Here is a 16,146-nt window from a genome sequence, read left to right as displayed (position 1 = left end):
TCAGGCGTTCATCGCGGTTGGCCCTGCATCAAATTCAGTGTGGTGGGCAGCAATCGCCCAGGCGATCCTTGCCAGCTTGTTGGCCAGCGCGCAGACCACATGGTTGGAGTGATGGTGGGCCAATAGCTGCCGGACCCAGTCCGCCAGCCAGCCTTTCTGTCGGTCCAGTTGCATCAGGTAAACACGGGCACATTGGACAAGCAGGCGCCGCTGGTTGCGATCACCTCGCTTGCTGATGCCCAGCAGGACGGTCTTGCCGCCCGTAGAATGCTGTTTGGGTATCAGCCCGATTGAGGCCGAATAGCCTCGGCCGCATTTGAACTGCTTGCCATCGCCCAATTCGGCAGCCAGGACGCTGGAGGTGATCGGGCCTACGCAGGGCATGGTCATCAAACGAGCCGCCAGATCATCTTCGGCGGCCTGGCATTCCACTTCCTTGTCCAGCGTCTTGATCTGCCCATCCAGATAGGTGAAGTGCTCCTGCAACCTCGTCAGAAGTTTTTTGATGGGCACAGGAATTGAACTCGCTTCAAGCCGAGCGGGCAGTTCTTTGATGGGCTTGAAGCCTGTGGCCAGACTGACGCCGACCTCCAAAAGCGCTGCGTGAATCCGATTGACGGTCGCGGTGCGCTCTTTGATGAACGAATCGCGTGTCGAGTTGAGCATGGCCAGCAGCTGCTGAGCCTGGGTTTTGGGGTGTACAAAGCGCATTGTTGGACGAGTCGCCGCCTCGCAGATCGCCTCGGCATCAGCGAAGTCGTTTTTGTTGCTTTTCACGTAAGGGCGTACGAGATGCGGGGCAATGAGCTTGGGCGTATGTCCCAGCTTCGCGACCTCCTGCGCCATGAAGTGGGCTCCGCCGCAGGCTTCCATCACAACGGTGCAGGGTTCGAGATTCATCAGGTGCTGCATGAGCGCCGCACGAGTAAACTTTTTGCGGTAAAGCTCATGACCACGATCATCTTGCGCGTGTAGATGGAAAGAGTGTTTTCCCAGATCGATGGCGGCAATAGCTACTTTGTTCATGGCAACGGTCTCCGATGAGCCCCCTGCGAAAGCTTAGTGGGCGATCACAGGGGGCGGCGGGGGTAGCCATTTCATTATTAGATCTGTGTTGTATTGAGATTATGTGTACACAGCAAATCCAGGTGGGAGCAAGCCTGCTCGCGATGGCGATAGCCCGGTCGCCTCAAACCCAAGCGACCACTAACAATCCCGCCCCCAACACCACACACAGCGGTGAATAGGCCCAGGTGTCGAGACGCGCGAACTTCGACCCGGCCTGTTCCTTGAAAAAGCCGACAAGGTTCGAATCACCGATCGCGCGGGCAAACATCAGCAAGGCAATTGCACTGATCAGCCATTGCAGCGACCAGTGCCCGACTGCCGGCACAAACAGACCGACCCGCAGGCACACCATCAAGGCTATCAGCAACAACCCGACAGCCACCGCCAGGGTTCCCGTTGCAGAAGGTTTGAACGCCGGTCGCAGCCCTTCCTCCGCACCCTCTTGTACCTGTGGCACCACGGCGTCACTGGCCCATCGACCGCCAAGCGCCCAGTACAGATGAATCAGGCTGATCAGCACAAACGCGGCGACGATCCATTGGGCAAGCACAAACATCATGAGCGGGGTTCCTGGAAACAATGGCAGAAGAAACAGCCTAGACCAGAGTTTTTGTCGGTGCATTGTTCCACGGCAATGTTGAAGTCACGCCCCATGAAATTTGCCAGAACTGACCGCTCATTGATCAACCCGGTGCCCTACAGACTGGCAGAGACCTTGTCCGCCACCTCAGCAGGCAGCCACGCCCGCCAGACCTCCGGGTGCGCCTTCATGAAGGCTTCGGCTGCCTGGCGCGGCGCGGTGTGATTCTCGCTGATTTCGGCCAGGGCCTTGTTCAACGGCCCGATAGGCAAGTCGACCTTGCTGAAAAACGCAGTCACCTGCGGATACTGTTTCTGGAACGGCGCGGACACCCCAATCGACAATTTCGAGGGCAACGAGCGCGTAGGTTTTGGATTGGGGTTATCAGCATCGGTCAAGGTCTTCCAGGCCTCGGCATCGAACGGAGGCTCTTCCAGCTGAACCAGTTTGAAGCGCCCGAGCAATGGCGTTGGCGACCAGTAATAAAACAGCACCGGCTTGCCACGACGAATGGACGAGGTGATCTCTGCGTCCAGCGCCGCGCCGGAACCGCTGCGAAAATTCACATAGCTGTCCGTCAGGCCATAGGCCTTGAGCTTCTGCTTGTTGACCACTTCCGAGGTCCAGCCGATCGGGCTATTGAGAAAACGGCCTTTGCCGGGGCTTTCCGGATCGCTGAAGACATCCTTGTAGCGCGGCAGGTCCGAGACGCTGCGCAAGTCCGGCGCCAATGGCTTGATGCCTTTGGCCGGATCGCCCTTGATCACGTATTCCGGCACCCACCAGCCTTCGGTTGCGCCTTTGACCGTATCGCCGATACTCGCCACCTTGCCTTCAGCTTCGGCCTTGACCCAGACCGGACTGCGACCGGCCCACTCTTCGCCAATGACCTGAATGTCATTGTTGGCCAACGCGGTTTCCAGGGTGATGGTGGTGCCCGGCAAGGTATCGGTCGGCAGGCCGTAACCTTTCTCGACAATGATCCGCAAAATGTCGGTGATCAGACTGCCGCTTTCCCAGTTCAGGTCAGCGAAGTGGATTGGGGCCGGTGCGGCCATTACGGTCACGGGCGACACCCACACACCAACAGCGGTTAGCAGACTTCCCAGCAGCAGTCGAAAACCTTTCATGCGTTACACCTCGTGCTGTTCACAGCCATGGCAGGACGGCGTTGCGCACACAAGCCGCGCACCTGCGAATACTCAGTCAACTGACTGTAGTAGAGGTTTGTGCGTTCGAGGTCCAACGATCAACTTTCAGAAGAGTCCTGCAAGTGCTGCAACTCCCTTCGCACCATGCTGGCGTACTCCGCCGGACGCAAGGTGTAGATCTGTGATGCCACCCAGCTCAGCCAGGCGCCCTGCAGAACAGCTTTCCGAGCGAACAGGCGCTGGGCTTGTGCGCGAGCACTGCCCTGGTTCTGCTCATGGAAGTCGGCCCGGGACAGGCTCATTTACTCACTGGCCTTGAACGTTATGAGTTCGCCTTTGCGCCACTTGGCAGCTTTGCCGGTTACCGCTTTCAAGGTTTTGGTCAGGCCTTCCTGCAACTGTTGGTGAGCGGCAAACACCGTCACTACGCTATGGCCTTCCTTGAACAGAATGGCGTGGCCTTCTGCTGTGGTCACGAACGCGTAATCACCGAGGCCGTAGACCGTCAGCTTGATCTCGCGAAACTTGATTTCGAATTTGCCACCTTCGCGACTCGGCAATACCGCTGCGCGGAAATGATCACCGACCTTGAGCTCCAGGCGAGGCTTGTCGTCCACCACCAGTGCCGACTCGGTGTCGATCTCGGCGACGTAAATACCTTCAGGGGTCTGCTCGGTGATGTAAACGAAACGTGATTGAAACTGCTTGACCAGCTTTGCGCGTAGATCACCCAGCACGAACAAAGCATGCATATCGAGATTACTTACTGCCAAGGAAACATCCCCACATCTGAAAATGACGCTACCCGCAGAAAAAACAGGCAGCAGAAAAACGGTCATACCGAAAATGTCGCAACAATGACCCAAGCTGAAATCGTGAAGCGAGCTGAAAGCTCCTTCATCGCAGGGTAGGAAAAGACTACTGGAATGCCCATCCCCCCGTCTTCGCTGGCGATCGTCAGATGCTGAAGGAAATCGCCCTTCTAACGGCCAGAGAATACTGGACTATCTACTTTAGGGAGAAAACTCTTTAAAAAAAGCACTTTTCCGACATATCGCCAGAAAAAATTGCTTTAGATAGGCATGAGCCTCCAACCCGTGGAGGCGATTCTAGAGCAGCCATGCGCCCCTAGACTACCTAAAGCGACGTGTATCCGTCGGCAAACCATAGAAAAGGAATTCATATGAGCACGCTGACCCTCCCTGCCCAGCACACAAACACCCATACCTATAGCCCTCACCTGCGTTATCAGGTGGTTCTGGCGGGTAACCGCTTTTTCCATATCAAAGAAACCGCGACCGGTCGTGTAAGAGGTTTCCGTGGTGACCACAACGAAGCCTGCGCCCTCGCCAGAAACCTCGAAACCCGCTGCTGACACACTCGATTGCGTTTGCCTGCGCTGTCGTTTCGTCACACCGATGACTTAACTGCGCCGCCGGCAAGCAACAACTGCCATACTGCCCGACCATTGAAACTCAGCCCCTTCGGCGGGCTGCGTTGAAAACAGCAGAATAATTTACAAGGGAAGGCGTACGTGACGGAATTAGATATCGGCGAATTTTTTATTTGGGGCGAAGCCAGAGACGTCGATGGCGAATTCCAGGCGGTCATAGTCATGCGCGCCAAGCCGCCGCTGACCTCCGTGACTTACCACCAGGTCGAAAAAGACCGCTGGTTCAAGACCAAAGACGTCGCCGCAGCCGCAGCCATGGAATCCGCCAAAGCGCTGAAGCTTGCCGTTGATGAAGGCGCGCTGAAAGCCTGATCGACAGCTCGCGACTTCAGCAGTCTCATTAGCGAAAACGATTTAATGCAGGCTGTCGGGCTTTTCGGCGTTCAGTTGCGCCAACCAGGCGGCCTTGCATTCCTCGGCCTCATTGCGGCTCGAGAATGCAGTGCCGCGTTGCTCGCCATTGAGCAAGACAACCCAACACACGCTTTGCCCTACCGCCCGCAATCCAGCAGGCACGCCACTGCCAATCATCACCGCCACGTCGACTTTGCTTTGCATGAGAGCACCTCGGAAATTTTCATTAGCTTCCTAACAATGTAGAAATATTAATGAGTCCCTCTCCCTGGAAATAGCCACCTGCCTGCACAATTTCCTTGCATAACCGGTAACAATCACTTGTCCCCCCAGGAACTGCCTTAACGTGGGCTTTCAGGTTTGTAACCTAATCGTAATCCACCCCAGTGCCGCCCTTTGAGCATGATCGGAACCGACAAGTCATGCATCAATTCACCCGTATCACGAGTATAGGTCTGAAGTAATACAGGCTGTTGATGGCTGCCACAGCGAATACCGGTACGGTCAGTGAATTTGCGTTTGGTGCGGTTATGCAACGTGTCGACGTGTACGTCGCCGGTCAGCGGCTGACTGAAGGTCGCATTGTGCGTCGGTACATAGCCTTGCTGGGTACAAGCGATCGCAAACACCAGGCCTTCATGACGCTTGAGCAAGGGTTCCTGTATCCCCGGCAGCACCTGATCGGCATAGCGATCAAAACGGGTCTGGAACTTGGTGGGCGTCGTGTTGGGAATTGCCTGGTAGTTGCGGTCGAACAGGTCCTCCAGACTGACGCGCCCCTGGTCGATGTCCTGCGCAAAACGCTCGGCGATCTGACTGGCACCTTCGCGCGCCAGGTCATAGATCCGTTGGTGGTAGTCGTCCAGTCCGACTTCGGCGAGGCGTTCGCTGATGGTCTCGGCCTGCCCCTCCATTTGCACCGCCGCTTGCGCCAGGTGCCGGGTTTGCTGATCACTGACCGCCAGGTCGCTGCGCATCTGTTCGACGGCATGAAACAGGCTGTCCAGTTGTTGGTGATTGTTGCTTGAGCCACTGGCGATTTCAGCGACCTGGGTTTCAACCCCGGCGGCCAGTCGGGCGATGTTTTGCAAATGCTGTCCGGTCTGTTCGACTTGCTCGACACCGTTGTTCAGGTCGCTGGATAGCTGACGGATTTGCTCGACCACCTGCGCCGTGCGTTGCTGGATGTCGGCCACCATCAACCCGACCTCCCCCGTAGCGGCTGCAGTACGCCCAGCCAGCCCGCGGACTTCATCGGCAACCACTGCAAAGCCACGGCCATGTTCTCCGGCCCGCGCCGCTTCAATCGCCGCGTTCAGCGCCAGCAGATTGGTCTGGCTGGCGATGGTCTGAATCACCAGCGTCACTCGCTGGATGTCTTCACTGCGCACACTCAGGGCTTCGATCAACTCGCGACTATCGTTGGCACGCGCACTGAGTTGATGCATCCGCGTAATGGATTCCGCCAGCACGGTGCTCCCCAGAACACTGCTCTGGTGGGCTTCGCTGGCGGCGCTCAAGGCTTGCTGGCTGAGTTGTGAAGTTGCTTTCTCAGTCCCGATCATGACTTCGGCACTGCTGACGATCTGCGCGGCAGCATCGAGTTGCGACTGCAGTTTGCTGGCCAATTGCTTGACCGAATAGGCCACGCCAGCGGCAGACAACGCGTTATGACTGGTCGAATAAGAAAGATCGCGAGTCAGTTCGGTGATCGCACCGGACGTGTCGGCGACAGGAACATCGACGGCTGCCCGCGAACGCAGCCGGGGCAGCCATACAATCAGTACTGCCAAAGGCAGACAGAGATAAAGCGACCAGCCGCCAAGTGCCAAGGCGCACAACAACAGCATCAGGGCCGCGCTTTGCAGCGCTGGCGCTAACCAGCGCGTATCAGCCTTGGGTGAAATCAGCGATTGCGCTGCTGCGCCAGCCAGAGATCCGTCGCGTGCCATGTTCATTACCCCCACTGCGTCTTCTATTTGTTGTGTCAGCATTAAGCGCCACCAGAAGGCCATTATCTATGGTCCATTAGTCGTGGTGCTTGCAGCAAATCAATAGAAGTGCGGGGATATTTTCCAGGCGGCAAAAAGCTTCGCGGGCAAGCCCGCTTCCACAGGTGAAGTGTGACCTGTGGAAGCGGGCTTGCCCGCGAATGGGCGCTACTGAATCAGGCTTGACGCTGGTGCTTGTCGATTTGCTCGTGACGCTCTTGAGCTTCGATGCAGTACTTGGTGGTCGGGCTGATCAGCAGGCGTTTCAGGCCGATCGGCTCGCCGCTGTCGTCGCACCAGCCGAAGGTGTCGTCGCCGATACGCTCCAGCGCTCTTTCCAGCTGAGGCAGCATGCGCTGATCACGATCAATGGCGTTGACCAGCCAGGTGCGCTCTTCCTCGACCGAAGCCGCGTCAGCCGGGTCAGCCGGGGTATCCAGGCTCTCAATGGCGATGCGGTTCTGTTCGATGCGCTCGTGGGTTTCCACTTTCATGGCTTGCAACAGCTCGGTGAAAAAAGCCTGTTGCTCGGCATTCATGTAGTCATCCGCCGGCATGGCCAGCAACTTTTCCTTTGTCATTGATTTCTCTATAAAAAATACGTGCATTAAGGCGAATCAGGGAGCTTTCCGGTCGACCTGCAAGGCCTTGGAAAGGCGCCGTACATTCCAAGCGCCACCCGGCACTCAATTTACGAGGGGCGGCAGTCTAAGGCCGACTTGCAACCTCAGCAACTGAAAAGACAGGGAATTTGTCCGATAAAGCCCTTAAATTGCTCTTTGGCAAGCGTTGAGGCGGTTATCGGAGTGCGTTTATAGCAAGAAATTCAATCGAGCGGCTGTATAGAGAAGACAAACGGCTACACCACGCAGGTCAGCGTGGCGTAATTCACCGCAAAAAGTGCCTTTAGAACACGGTTTCAACCTTTATTCCGCCGATCACCGCCGAATCGACTTCACGCACACCACCGGGGTAACGCACGTATTGCAGGTTCGGTCGTACGGTCAGCCAGTTGGTGCGCACACTGTTACATCTGGTCTATGGAGTGCTCAAATCAGGCGTACCGTTTGACCCAACCACCAGGGTCGCCGCCGTCAGACGACGGACGTTGCGCAGTGCGCTCAACAGGTCTTCGGCGCCACCGGCAATCAGAAACTCCTCTTCGGTGCCGACGATCAGGTTGAATCGCGGAAGGATTTTCTGTACGTGCTGGCTGACCCACAGCTCAAGATTTTATTCACGCCTACCCTGTAGACTGCGCACAGCCAACCTATTGTCATGGGCAACGCTTTACCGAGCCGCCCTATAAGAACAAGCCAGAAGGATTATTTATGTCCCGCACCGATCAGCCGGCCACCGCCGAGACCACGCCGGAAAGCGACCTCGCCAGCCCCCCGATCAATGCCGAACGCTTGCTGCAGCTGATCACCAACGAGTACGAAAGCCTGCCGCGCCAGCTCAAACGCATCGCCAGCTCAAACGCATCGCCAGCTACATGAGCCAGCAGAGCGACCGGATCATGGTCGACCGCATCAGCGACATCGCGCGCGAATGCGAAGTGCACCCCTCGGCCATCGTGCGTTTCTCCCAGCGCTTTGGTTTCAGCGGTTTCAGCGAAATGCAGGCGTTGTTCCGCGAGGCGTATACCCACAAGACCACGCCGGTGCAGAACTACCAGCAGCGCATTCGCAGCATGATCGCCAACAAGTCGCAGAAGGCCAGCGGCGGCGACCTGGCGCGCGAGTGCATCAACGCCACGCTGTCAGGCATCGAACGCCTGGGCCTGGAGCTGGATGACCAGTCCTTCGAGAAAGCCGTGGACCTGGTGGTGAATGCCGACAACATCTACGTGGTCGGGGTGCGCCGCTCGTTCGCGGTGGCCGATTACCTGATCTACAACCTGCAACACACCAACAAGCGCATTCATCTGGTCTCGGGACTGGGCGGCAGCTACCGCGAGCAAATGCGCAGCGTGCGGGCCAATGACCTGGTGATTGCCATCAGCTTCACGCCCTACGGCAAGGAAACCCAGCACTGCCTGCGCATCGCCCAGCACCATCAGGCGAAAACCCTGATCATCACCGACAGCAACCTGTCGCCGCTGGCCAAACGGGCGAATACGGTGCTGCTGGTCAATGAAGGTTCCTCGTTTGCGTTCCGCTCCTTGAGTGCGACCTTGTGCCTGTGCCAGGCGCTGTTCATCGCCGTGGCCTATCGCCTGGAGCTGAAGATGGATGAAATTCACGAGCAGGTCGGGTTCGAGGACTGACCCTCACCGCCATGATGGGTGTGGGCCTGCAATGAGCCCGGCACCCCGGCACGATTCAGCCCGCCGCTCTCGATCCAGGCCTGGGTCGACTGATAAGCGCGCTGCAGCAGTTGATCGGTCTGGGTGAAATCGAACACCGAGATCCCCAGCGGACACAGCGGCGCGACCACATGGATCGCCGCTCGCGGTGAATACAGCTCAATGTCGCGCACCAGTTGACGCATGCTCATCAGGTTCAAGGTGTGCAACGCCAACGCCACCAGCCCCGAGGGCGGACTGGGGCAGTCACAGCCGAATCCGGTCGGCACCACCACAACCCGCGTCGCGCCCAGGTACACCGCACTGGCAATCGGCGTATTGCTGGCCACGCCGCCGTCAATCAACAGCTTGCCGCCGATCTGCACACACGGAAACACCAATGGAATCGCTGCACTGGCCAGCAATGCCTGCTCGACACTGCCGCTGGACAGCAGTTCTTCGGCGCCGGTGAGCAAATTGGTGGTGACGATGTGCAGCGGCAATTCGGTGTCTTCGATCTGCTTGAAGGGCAACGCCCGCCGCACCAGATGCTCCAGCGCCGCAGACTGCAACAGAAAGCCCCGGCGCCGAAAAATCGCCGACAAACTGTCGAGCAGCGAAAACGGAAACACATCGGCCTTGCGTAAACCACGCCAGAAGTCCGCCAGCTCGGCCACCCCTTGCGCGTTTGGCCGCGCAGCAAAGTACGCACCGTTGATGGCACCGACCGAGGCACCGATCACCAGATCGAATGCAACGCCCGCTTCGACCAGCGCCTGCAACATGCCGACCTGTACCGCACCGAGGCTGCCACCACCGGCAAGGACGAGCGCAGTTTTTTCTGCCGGCATGACAGACCTCCAGAAACATCCGGGCACTTAGACTCTCAAGCATAGCGGCTGAGCCCGAGTGCACTGGCAAAGGTCATGGGTTTACCGCTAAATTGGCGGCGCACTGTCTACGCATTATCAAAGGAGCTGTACATGAAGCTGATCGGAATGCTCGATTCACCTTATGTAAGACGCGTCGCCATTAGCCTGAAATCGCTGGACATCCCGTTCGAGCACGCCTCGGTGTCGGTGTTCCGGCAGTTTGCGCAATTCCAGCAGATCAACCCGGTGGTCAAGGCCCCGACGCTGGTGCTGGACAACGGCGAAGTGCTGATGGATTCGACCTTGATCATCGATTACCTGGAAGCCTTGAGCGGACCGGACAAGAGCCTGATGCCCGCGCAACTGGACCAGCGCGTGCGTGCATTGCGGCTGATCGGCCTGGCCCTGGCGGCCTGCGAGAAGTCGGTGCAGATCTATTACGAGCGCAATTTGCGACCTGCCGAGAAACAGCATGAACCGTGGCTGGAACGTGTTGGCGGGCAGTTGCTGGCGGCGTATTCGGCGCTGGAACAGGAACTGGACAAGCAGCCATTGAAGACCGACGGCACCCTTGACCAGGCCGGCATCACCCTCGCCGTGGCCTGGAGCTTCACCAATCTGGTAGTGCCGGATCAGGTCAGTGACGCGCAGTTCCCGAGAATCCGCGCGTTCACCGCCTACGCCGAACAGCTGCCGGCGTTCGTTAGCACACCGATAACCTGAAGACTTCCGCCTGACGTGTAGGCGCCTGGCTCGCCAATAATGGCATCCGTGAGACCGCCATCGCGGGCAAGCCTTGCTCCTACACAATCTGCATCAATCTTCAATATCCGCCACCCCGAACCGTAGGAGCAAGGCTTGCCCGCGATGGCGTTATTCGCCGCGCCACTAAACCTTGGCTTTATACCCTTCCTCCAACTGCCCCACCCGCAGCTGAATCACCTCCAGCACCGCGCAACCTTCACGGGTGAGCAAATGCACGCCGCGGGTGACGCGGGTCAGATCGCAATCGGAAATGCCTTTGAGGGACAGGCTGGTCAAGGTGTCCATCAGGTCGCGGACCACGGTAAAGCGGTGCGCGGCGCAGGCGGCCAGGTCGCTGAGTTCTTTGTGGGTGTTGATGAAGAGCACGGGGGTTGCGGAGTCGTAGGTGTCGACGGGGAGATAGCGAGGCATGACTTGGTCGTTCATGGTTTTTACTCTTTGTTGAGCTTCCACCATTCGCGGCCAAACGAGAGAGGTGGCAGCTGTGCGAGGGTTGGCCGACCGGTAACGACCACACCGGCACACCCAAAGGTGTCCCGCACACAGCTGCCATAACACGATGTTACAGACACAAAAAAAGCGTCTGCAACGTATGCGATCCATGAACCCCACATTTAAAAGGTGGGGCGTATAACTATCTTGGTATTTGCGGCGTGCAGTTCCACGGCAGCAAGGCTTCGAAGTCTTCTACTGCGGCGGCTTGCGGCAACCGTTCAAGTGCGTGGCGCAGCCACGCATAGGGCTCTTGGCCGTTGGCTTTAGCCGTCTCGACCAAACTGTAAAGTTGAGCGCTGGCCGTCGCGCCTTTGGGCGTGTCGCTGAACAGCCAGTTCTTGCGCCCGATCACGAAGGGCCTGATCGCACGCTCTGCCGCATTGTTGTCGATTGGCAAAAAACCGGCTTCGGTGTAACGGACTAACTTGTCCCAGTTGCTGACCAGATAACTGATGGCTTTGCCCAGCGCGTTTTGCGCCGTCACCTGAGGCTGCGTTTTCTCCAGCCAGGCGTGTAACTGCGCCAGGACCGGCAGGCTGTTTTGCTGTCGACCTTCATGGCGATGTTCATCGCCGACTTCTTTTAAATCTCGCTCGATACCGTACAGCTTGTTGATCAGATTCAGGGCTATATCGGCACGCCCGGTTTTGCCCTTGGGTTGCACTTTTTGCGCCTCGACAAACTTGCGTCGCGCATGGGCCCAGCAGCCTAAGCGTTCGACACCAGCCTGCACGCCCAAGGCGTTATAGCCGGCGTAATCGTCGGTCATCAGATAGCCGCGATAACCTTCGAGCAGGCGCGACGGCACCTCTTGCGCTCGGCTGGTCGAGTAATCAAAAAGGATCACTGGCTGATTCGGCGGTCCGCCGGTTTGTACCCACATCCAGGACTGACTGGTCGGCTCTCGATCAGGCTCCTTCATCACCTGGACACGCGTTTCGTCGCAGTGGATTATGCGACTTTCCAGCAGCCGGTCACGCATCAAGTTGAGCAGCGGCTGCAGGTATTCGCCGCACTGGATGACCCAGCGTGCCAAGGTTTGTCGTGGAATATCGACGCCGTGGCGACCGAGTACTTTTTCGAAGCGATGCAGCGGCAGACCGTCGACGTATTTGGTGGTCAGCAACATCGCCAACACACTGGGACTGGCCATGCTTTTTTCAATCAATTGCGCTGGTTTGTCAGCGGTGACCGGTGCGGTTTCACAGCCACGGCAGGCGTAGACCTTGCGGATGTGTTTGATCACGCGAATCTGCATCGGCACGATTTCCAGCTGCTCGCTGGTTTCTTCGCCGATGGCGTGCTTGCGGCAGCCGCAAGCACACGTCAGCTCGTGCACAGGCAGCTCGTGGATGACTTCGATACGGGGTAAGTCGGCGGGCAGAGGCTTGCGTTTGCCACGGCGTTGGGTCGGAGCGACGACTTCTTCCTCCGCCTCTTCGGCGGCAGGTTCAGCGACACTTTCGGCTTCATTAAAAAGAGCCAATTGCGGGGTCGCTGGATCGACTGTTTGTTCGGATTTACTCCCGAAGAGGCGCTGACGGAGCAGCGCATTTTCTTCTTCGAGATGAACAACCTTGGACTGCATCTGAGCAAGTAATTGCTTGAGCGCAGTCAGGTCATCGGGAAGGTTGTCGGGCATGGAAATCATGCCGTGGATTATACCGAATCAGGCGACAAATCGAGGTGTCAAAACCTGATGTGGACGGTTGCGCCACAGATCAAAACCATCGAGCAGCCAGTTCAGCTCCTGGACTGTCAGCACGATGGCTTCGTCGGTGTGGTCAGGCGATGTTTTGAAGCGTTCGGATTCAAGGCGTTTGAGCCAAAGGCAAAAGCCGTTGCGTTCCCAATACAAAATCTTCACCCGATTGCGGGGTTTGTTGAGAAAGACGAAAAGCACCGGATCGAACACCGCCACTTTGATATCCAGCTCCACCAGTGCGGCTAGGCCGTCGATGGATTTTCGAAAGTCTACGGGTTTAGGGTAGAGGTACACTTTTTCAACTTTGGCATCGGGACGCATCATGGCCGCTGGCTTCTGAAAGAGATCGGGAGCACAGCATCAGGCATCAAATCGCGGCTTTGAATGTGGGGTTCGTGGAGCGGTTACAATCATCCCGCACATGCATAGCGAAAAAATAACTCCGATTTGTCCGGGAAGCTTCTGGGTATTCATTTGTTCACTTTTTATTATTGTATCGTTACGATCGGCACCGGTTGTTATCCCAGCACCGAATACTTCGTAACAATATTGTGACTACCAACAGAATCGACTCAAGCGTCTTGACTGCACAAGAAATTGACGATCTGATTCGGCGCGTAGATAACCTTGAAAACAGAACGACCTTTTAAAGCGTCGCTCACCTTGCTACGTGCTTGCTCAACATCCGACTGTTCCTCTCCTGTACCGTCGAGCAAATCGTCTACATGCTTACCATTGATGTATATTTTTGTGGCCTTCACTAGTCTGATACGCGCTTTAGGCCATTCTGAATAGTCAATATCCGTGCGTCCGAGACGCTCCCAGATTTCTGAGCACACATGAGGTGCGAAGGGAAAAAGGGCTTTTATAAAATCCTCTGCAATGTGCTCAATAAAATATGCTTTGCTTTTCTCAGCTTCATTTATAAACTCCATAAATGCTGCGATTGCAGTATTGAAGTTTAATGTAACAAAAGACGCATCAACCTTTAACAGAGCTTTCCCCCAGAGCGCTTCCATCCTTTCGTTTGATACTCCAGATTTTTTGCCGTGCGATCGAGGCGAACCTGTGCCATTGTCCAACAGACTCAACACCCTGTTTAAAAAACGCGCACAACCTTTGATACCTTTTATATCCCACTTTTTATTTTGACCAAGAGGGCCCATGAACATCATGTAAACCCTGAAGGTATCGACTCCATACTCCTTAATAAGAGTATCTGGAACAACGACATTCAAGAGTGACTTCGACATCTTGGTATTGAATACCTGCAATTCGTCATCTGTATCCTTTAAGCAGTACTTCCCGTCCCGATACTCCGCCTCGTCGACTGCGACTATTCTGCCCGTTGCATCCTTAAATGCATCGGCTGTCACAAGCCCTTGGTTATAGAGTTTTTTGAATGGTTCATCGAAGCTCACGAGGCCAACATCAAACAGAACCTTGTGCCAGAATCTTGCATAAAGCAGGTGCATCGTTGCATGCGCAGCGCCACCCACGTAAAGATCTACCTGGTTCCAGTACTCTGTACTTTGCTTCGAAAAGGGTTGCGCCTGATTATGCGGATCCATGAATCGCAGATAATACCAACATGACCCAGCCCAACCGGGCATGGTGTCGGTCACACGAAAAAGAGGATTGCCTGATACATCTTCACAAGTCACCCAGTCCTGAGCACACTGTAAAGGACTCGCTCCGTCCGGGCCAGGAGAGAAGTTTTCCACCAAAGGTAGTTCGATAGGTAGTTCGCAATAGTTGGCCTTGACCACTTGGCCGTCTGCATTCCGATACAAAGGAAAGGGCTCACCCCAATACCGTTGCCGGGAGAACAGCCAATCCCTCATTCTGTACCGTACTTTTTTGACAGCAGCGTGACTGAGAACAAGTTTATCAGTGATCTGCGCACGAGCTTCTGCTCTGGACAAACCGTTGATTGAAGCCGAATTTTGCAGTATTGCCTGGATATGGTTCCCGTCAAAAACCTTAACATGCCCAATATCCAGTTGCTTGCAGAGTTCCTGGGCTTTCGGATCGTCGTCAGGAACAGACAGTATGGCGTCCTCCTTTCCGTCGATCGCCAAGTAATTCACGACATAGATCGGAATTTCCTTTCCGGTTAACGGATGAAGCGCAAACCGCTCAAGAAAGAGACCATCCACAGCATTTTTTGGATCTAGCAGTAACGAGATGTTGGCTTGAAGAGCGCTTCCAGAATCAAGGATTAGAGTCTTTACATATGGATGTTCGTCAGAGAGGAAAACGGCGTTAACACCGTAAAGAGTTTCCGGTTCGCCGGTGAACACCGTTAGAGTGGTTCCCGCAGCATCGAGCACTTTGAAATCGACATCAACGCCTTCCGTACGGCCGATCCACTCGCGCTGCATTTTTTTGACTGACTCTGGCCAATCCAGCTTGTCCAAACCGTCAAGTAACTTGTCTGCATACTGAGTGATCTTCATGACCCATTGTTTCAATGGCTTTTTTATACAGATGTAATCGCCGCGCTCAGACCGCCCGTCAATCACCTCTTCATTCGCCAACACCGTTCTGAGCTCTTCACACCACCACACATTTTCTTCTTTTTCGTAGACAAGTCCCTGCTCATACAATTTCAGGAACAAAAATTGGGTCCACTTATAATATTTTTTATCCGACGTATCTATTTCTCGACTCCAATCGTAACTCAGCCCCATGAGCATGAGTTGGCGTTTAAAGTTCTCACAATTTACTTTTGTCACTTCAGCAGGATGGACGCCGGTTTTTATCGCATACTGCTCTGCAGGCAAGCCAAAAGCGTCCCATCCCATAGGATGCAGGACATTAAAGCCATCCATTCTTTTTTTACGCGCTATGATATCGGTTCCGATATAACCGACCGCATGACCTACGTGCAAACCGTTACCCGAGGGATACGGAAACATATCAAGCACATAGTATGTTGGTTTTTCGCTGAAGTTTTTTACCGAAAAAATATTATTCTCGGCCCACAGGCGCTGCCACTTCGTTCTGAATTGATCGCTGTCCATGATCGTTCTTATCTGCTCATCCAAAAGCTCTTATGAATCCATGCCACCGCGTAAATAACAGTGAAAATTATCTTCTCTGCTTTATTCGTATGGATGAACTTTCTTGTATGCCACCCAACCTGACCTATTGCATATATCTTGTCAACGTATTTTTTTCGTCGTCTGACAAGCATTTCCTAGGACCGTATTAGCACACTCTGAATGCATCAATGTAGTCTGGTGTTTCGCTCGAAAAGGGTACCAACACATAATGTTTTATACTTACTTCAAGTTGTTTCTGATCATTACAATATATTTCTGCTTGGCCATTTTCTCGTTCTCCCCGTAACCACTCTATTCCTCGTCGAGACTCGACGTGCTCACAGCGCAAAGCGATATTTCATGCACGACAAAAGATAA

General features: G+C 55.3%; 17 protein-coding genes and 2 pseudogenes. 5 read left to right on the top strand and 14 right to left on the bottom strand.

Annotation, left to right across the window (positions count from 1 at the left end):
• From HK44_RS13415 to HK44_RS13395, 5 genes are all read right to left on the bottom strand, one after another.
• Positions 1 to 1,026: an IS110 family transposase gene (locus HK44_RS13415; RefSeq protein ID WP_024264761.1), complete on the bottom strand. Its 1,026-nt coding sequence runs from the start codon at positions 1,024 to 1,026 to the stop codon at positions 1 to 3.
• Between the two features lie 163 nt (positions 1,027 to 1,189).
• Positions 1,190 to 1,627 (bottom strand): DUF3995 domain-containing protein, encoded by a 438-nt coding sequence (locus HK44_RS13410; protein ID WP_019691000.1) that lies wholly within the window; start codon positions 1,625 to 1,627, stop codon positions 1,190 to 1,192.
• Between the two features lie 137 nt (positions 1,628 to 1,764).
• Positions 1,765 to 2,778, bottom strand: coding sequence for an ABC transporter substrate-binding protein (locus HK44_RS13405; protein WP_019691001.1), 1,014 nt, complete (start codon positions 2,776 to 2,778; stop codon positions 1,765 to 1,767).
• Between the two features lie 119 nt (positions 2,779 to 2,897).
• Positions 2,898 to 3,101 (bottom strand): hypothetical protein, encoded by a 204-nt coding sequence (locus HK44_RS13400; RefSeq protein ID WP_019691002.1) that lies wholly within the window; start codon positions 3,099 to 3,101, stop codon positions 2,898 to 2,900.
• Positions 3,102 to 3,572 (bottom strand): hypothetical protein, encoded by a 471-nt coding sequence (locus HK44_RS13395; RefSeq protein ID WP_024264920.1) that lies wholly within the window; start codon positions 3,570 to 3,572, stop codon positions 3,102 to 3,104.
• Here HK44_RS13395 and HK44_RS13390 point away from each other — a divergent pair.
• From HK44_RS13390 to HK44_RS13380, 3 genes are all read left to right on the top strand, one after another.
• On the top strand, positions 3,546 to 3,710 hold the full coding sequence (locus HK44_RS13390; protein WP_019691004.1) for a hypothetical protein: 165 nt from the start codon (positions 3,546 to 3,548) through the stop codon (positions 3,708 to 3,710). The two genes, HK44_RS13395 and HK44_RS13390, sit on opposite strands and share 27 nt — an antisense overlap.
• A 272-nt stretch (positions 3,711 to 3,982) precedes the next feature.
• Positions 3,983 to 4,174, top strand: a complete 192-nt coding sequence (locus HK44_RS13385) for a hypothetical protein (RefSeq protein ID WP_019691005.1) — start codon at positions 3,983 to 3,985, stop codon at positions 4,172 to 4,174.
• Between the two features lie 159 nt (positions 4,175 to 4,333).
• Positions 4,334 to 4,564 carry a hypothetical protein gene (locus tag HK44_RS13380; protein WP_019691006.1) on the top strand — a complete coding sequence of 77 codons (231 nt, stop codon included), beginning with the start codon at positions 4,334 to 4,336 and terminating at the stop codon, positions 4,562 to 4,564.
• Between the two features lie 42 nt (positions 4,565 to 4,606).
• Here HK44_RS13380 and HK44_RS13375 read toward each other — a convergent pair whose 3' ends face one another.
• From HK44_RS13375 to HK44_RS13360, 4 genes and pseudogenes are all read right to left on the bottom strand, one after another.
• Positions 4,607 to 4,810: a hypothetical protein gene (locus HK44_RS13375; protein ID WP_019691007.1), complete on the bottom strand. Its 204-nt coding sequence runs from the start codon at positions 4,808 to 4,810 to the stop codon at positions 4,607 to 4,609.
• Positions 4,811 to 4,947: 137 nt separating this feature from the next.
• Positions 4,948 to 6,171, bottom strand: coding sequence for a methyl-accepting chemotaxis protein (locus HK44_RS13370; protein WP_431357334.1), 1,224 nt, complete (start codon positions 6,169 to 6,171; stop codon positions 4,948 to 4,950).
• Between the two features lie 602 nt (positions 6,172 to 6,773).
• Positions 6,774 to 7,178, bottom strand: a complete 405-nt coding sequence (locus HK44_RS13365) for a TraR/DksA family transcriptional regulator (protein WP_019691009.1) — start codon at positions 7,176 to 7,178, stop codon at positions 6,774 to 6,776.
• Positions 7,179 to 7,503: 325 nt separating this feature from the next.
• Positions 7,504 to 7,614, bottom strand: a pseudogene (locus tag HK44_RS13360) (carbohydrate porin); the annotation flags it as partial.
• 314 nt (positions 7,615 to 7,928) lie between these two features.
• On the opposite strand from HK44_RS13360, the pseudogene HK44_RS13355 reads away from it, so the two are divergent.
• A pseudogene (locus HK44_RS13355) lies at positions 7,929 to 8,866 on the top strand (MurR/RpiR family transcriptional regulator).
• Here HK44_RS13355 and HK44_RS13350 read toward each other — a convergent pair.
• Positions 8,839 to 9,735, bottom strand: a complete 897-nt coding sequence (locus HK44_RS13350; RefSeq protein WP_019691011.1) for a patatin-like phospholipase family protein — start codon at positions 9,733 to 9,735, stop codon at positions 8,839 to 8,841. The pseudogene HK44_RS13355 and the gene HK44_RS13350 sit on opposite strands and share 28 nt — an antisense overlap.
• 132 nt (positions 9,736 to 9,867) lie before the next feature.
• Between HK44_RS13350 and HK44_RS13345 the strand changes: the two genes are divergently transcribed.
• Positions 9,868 to 10,479: a glutathione S-transferase N-terminal domain-containing protein gene (locus HK44_RS13345; protein WP_019691012.1), complete on the top strand. Its 612-nt coding sequence runs from the start codon at positions 9,868 to 9,870 to the stop codon at positions 10,477 to 10,479.
• 165 nt (positions 10,480 to 10,644) lie between these two features.
• On the opposite strand, the gene HK44_RS13340 is transcribed toward HK44_RS13345, so the two are convergent.
• From HK44_RS13340 to leuS, 4 genes are all read right to left on the bottom strand, one after another.
• Positions 10,645 to 10,947, bottom strand: coding sequence for a hypothetical protein (locus HK44_RS13340; RefSeq protein ID WP_019691013.1), 303 nt, complete (start codon positions 10,945 to 10,947; stop codon positions 10,645 to 10,647).
• A 208-nt stretch (positions 10,948 to 11,155) separates the two neighbouring features.
• Entirely contained in the window at positions 11,156 to 12,667 is a 1,512-nt protein-coding gene (gene tnpC, locus HK44_RS13335) for an IS66 family transposase (protein WP_024264918.1), read from the bottom strand.
• 18 nt (positions 12,668 to 12,685) lie between these two features.
• Positions 12,686 to 13,045 carry an IS66 family insertion sequence element accessory protein TnpB gene (gene tnpB, locus HK44_RS13330; RefSeq protein ID WP_024264917.1) on the bottom strand — a complete coding sequence of 120 codons (360 nt, stop codon included), beginning with the start codon at positions 13,043 to 13,045 and terminating at the stop codon, positions 12,686 to 12,688.
• Between the two features lie 248 nt (positions 13,046 to 13,293).
• Entirely contained in the window at positions 13,294 to 15,747 is a 2,454-nt protein-coding gene (gene leuS / locus HK44_RS13325) for a leucine--tRNA ligase (RefSeq protein ID WP_019691014.1), read from the bottom strand.
• Positions 15,748 to 16,146: the final 399 nt, after the last annotated feature.

Origin of the sequence: Pseudomonas fluorescens HK44 (assembly GCF_000217955.3) — a bacterium.
GTDB classification, from domain to species: Bacteria; Pseudomonadota; Gammaproteobacteria; order Pseudomonadales; family Pseudomonadaceae; genus Aquipseudomonas; species Aquipseudomonas fluorescens_AQ.
This window is presented reverse-complemented; position numbering and strand designations above follow the sequence as displayed.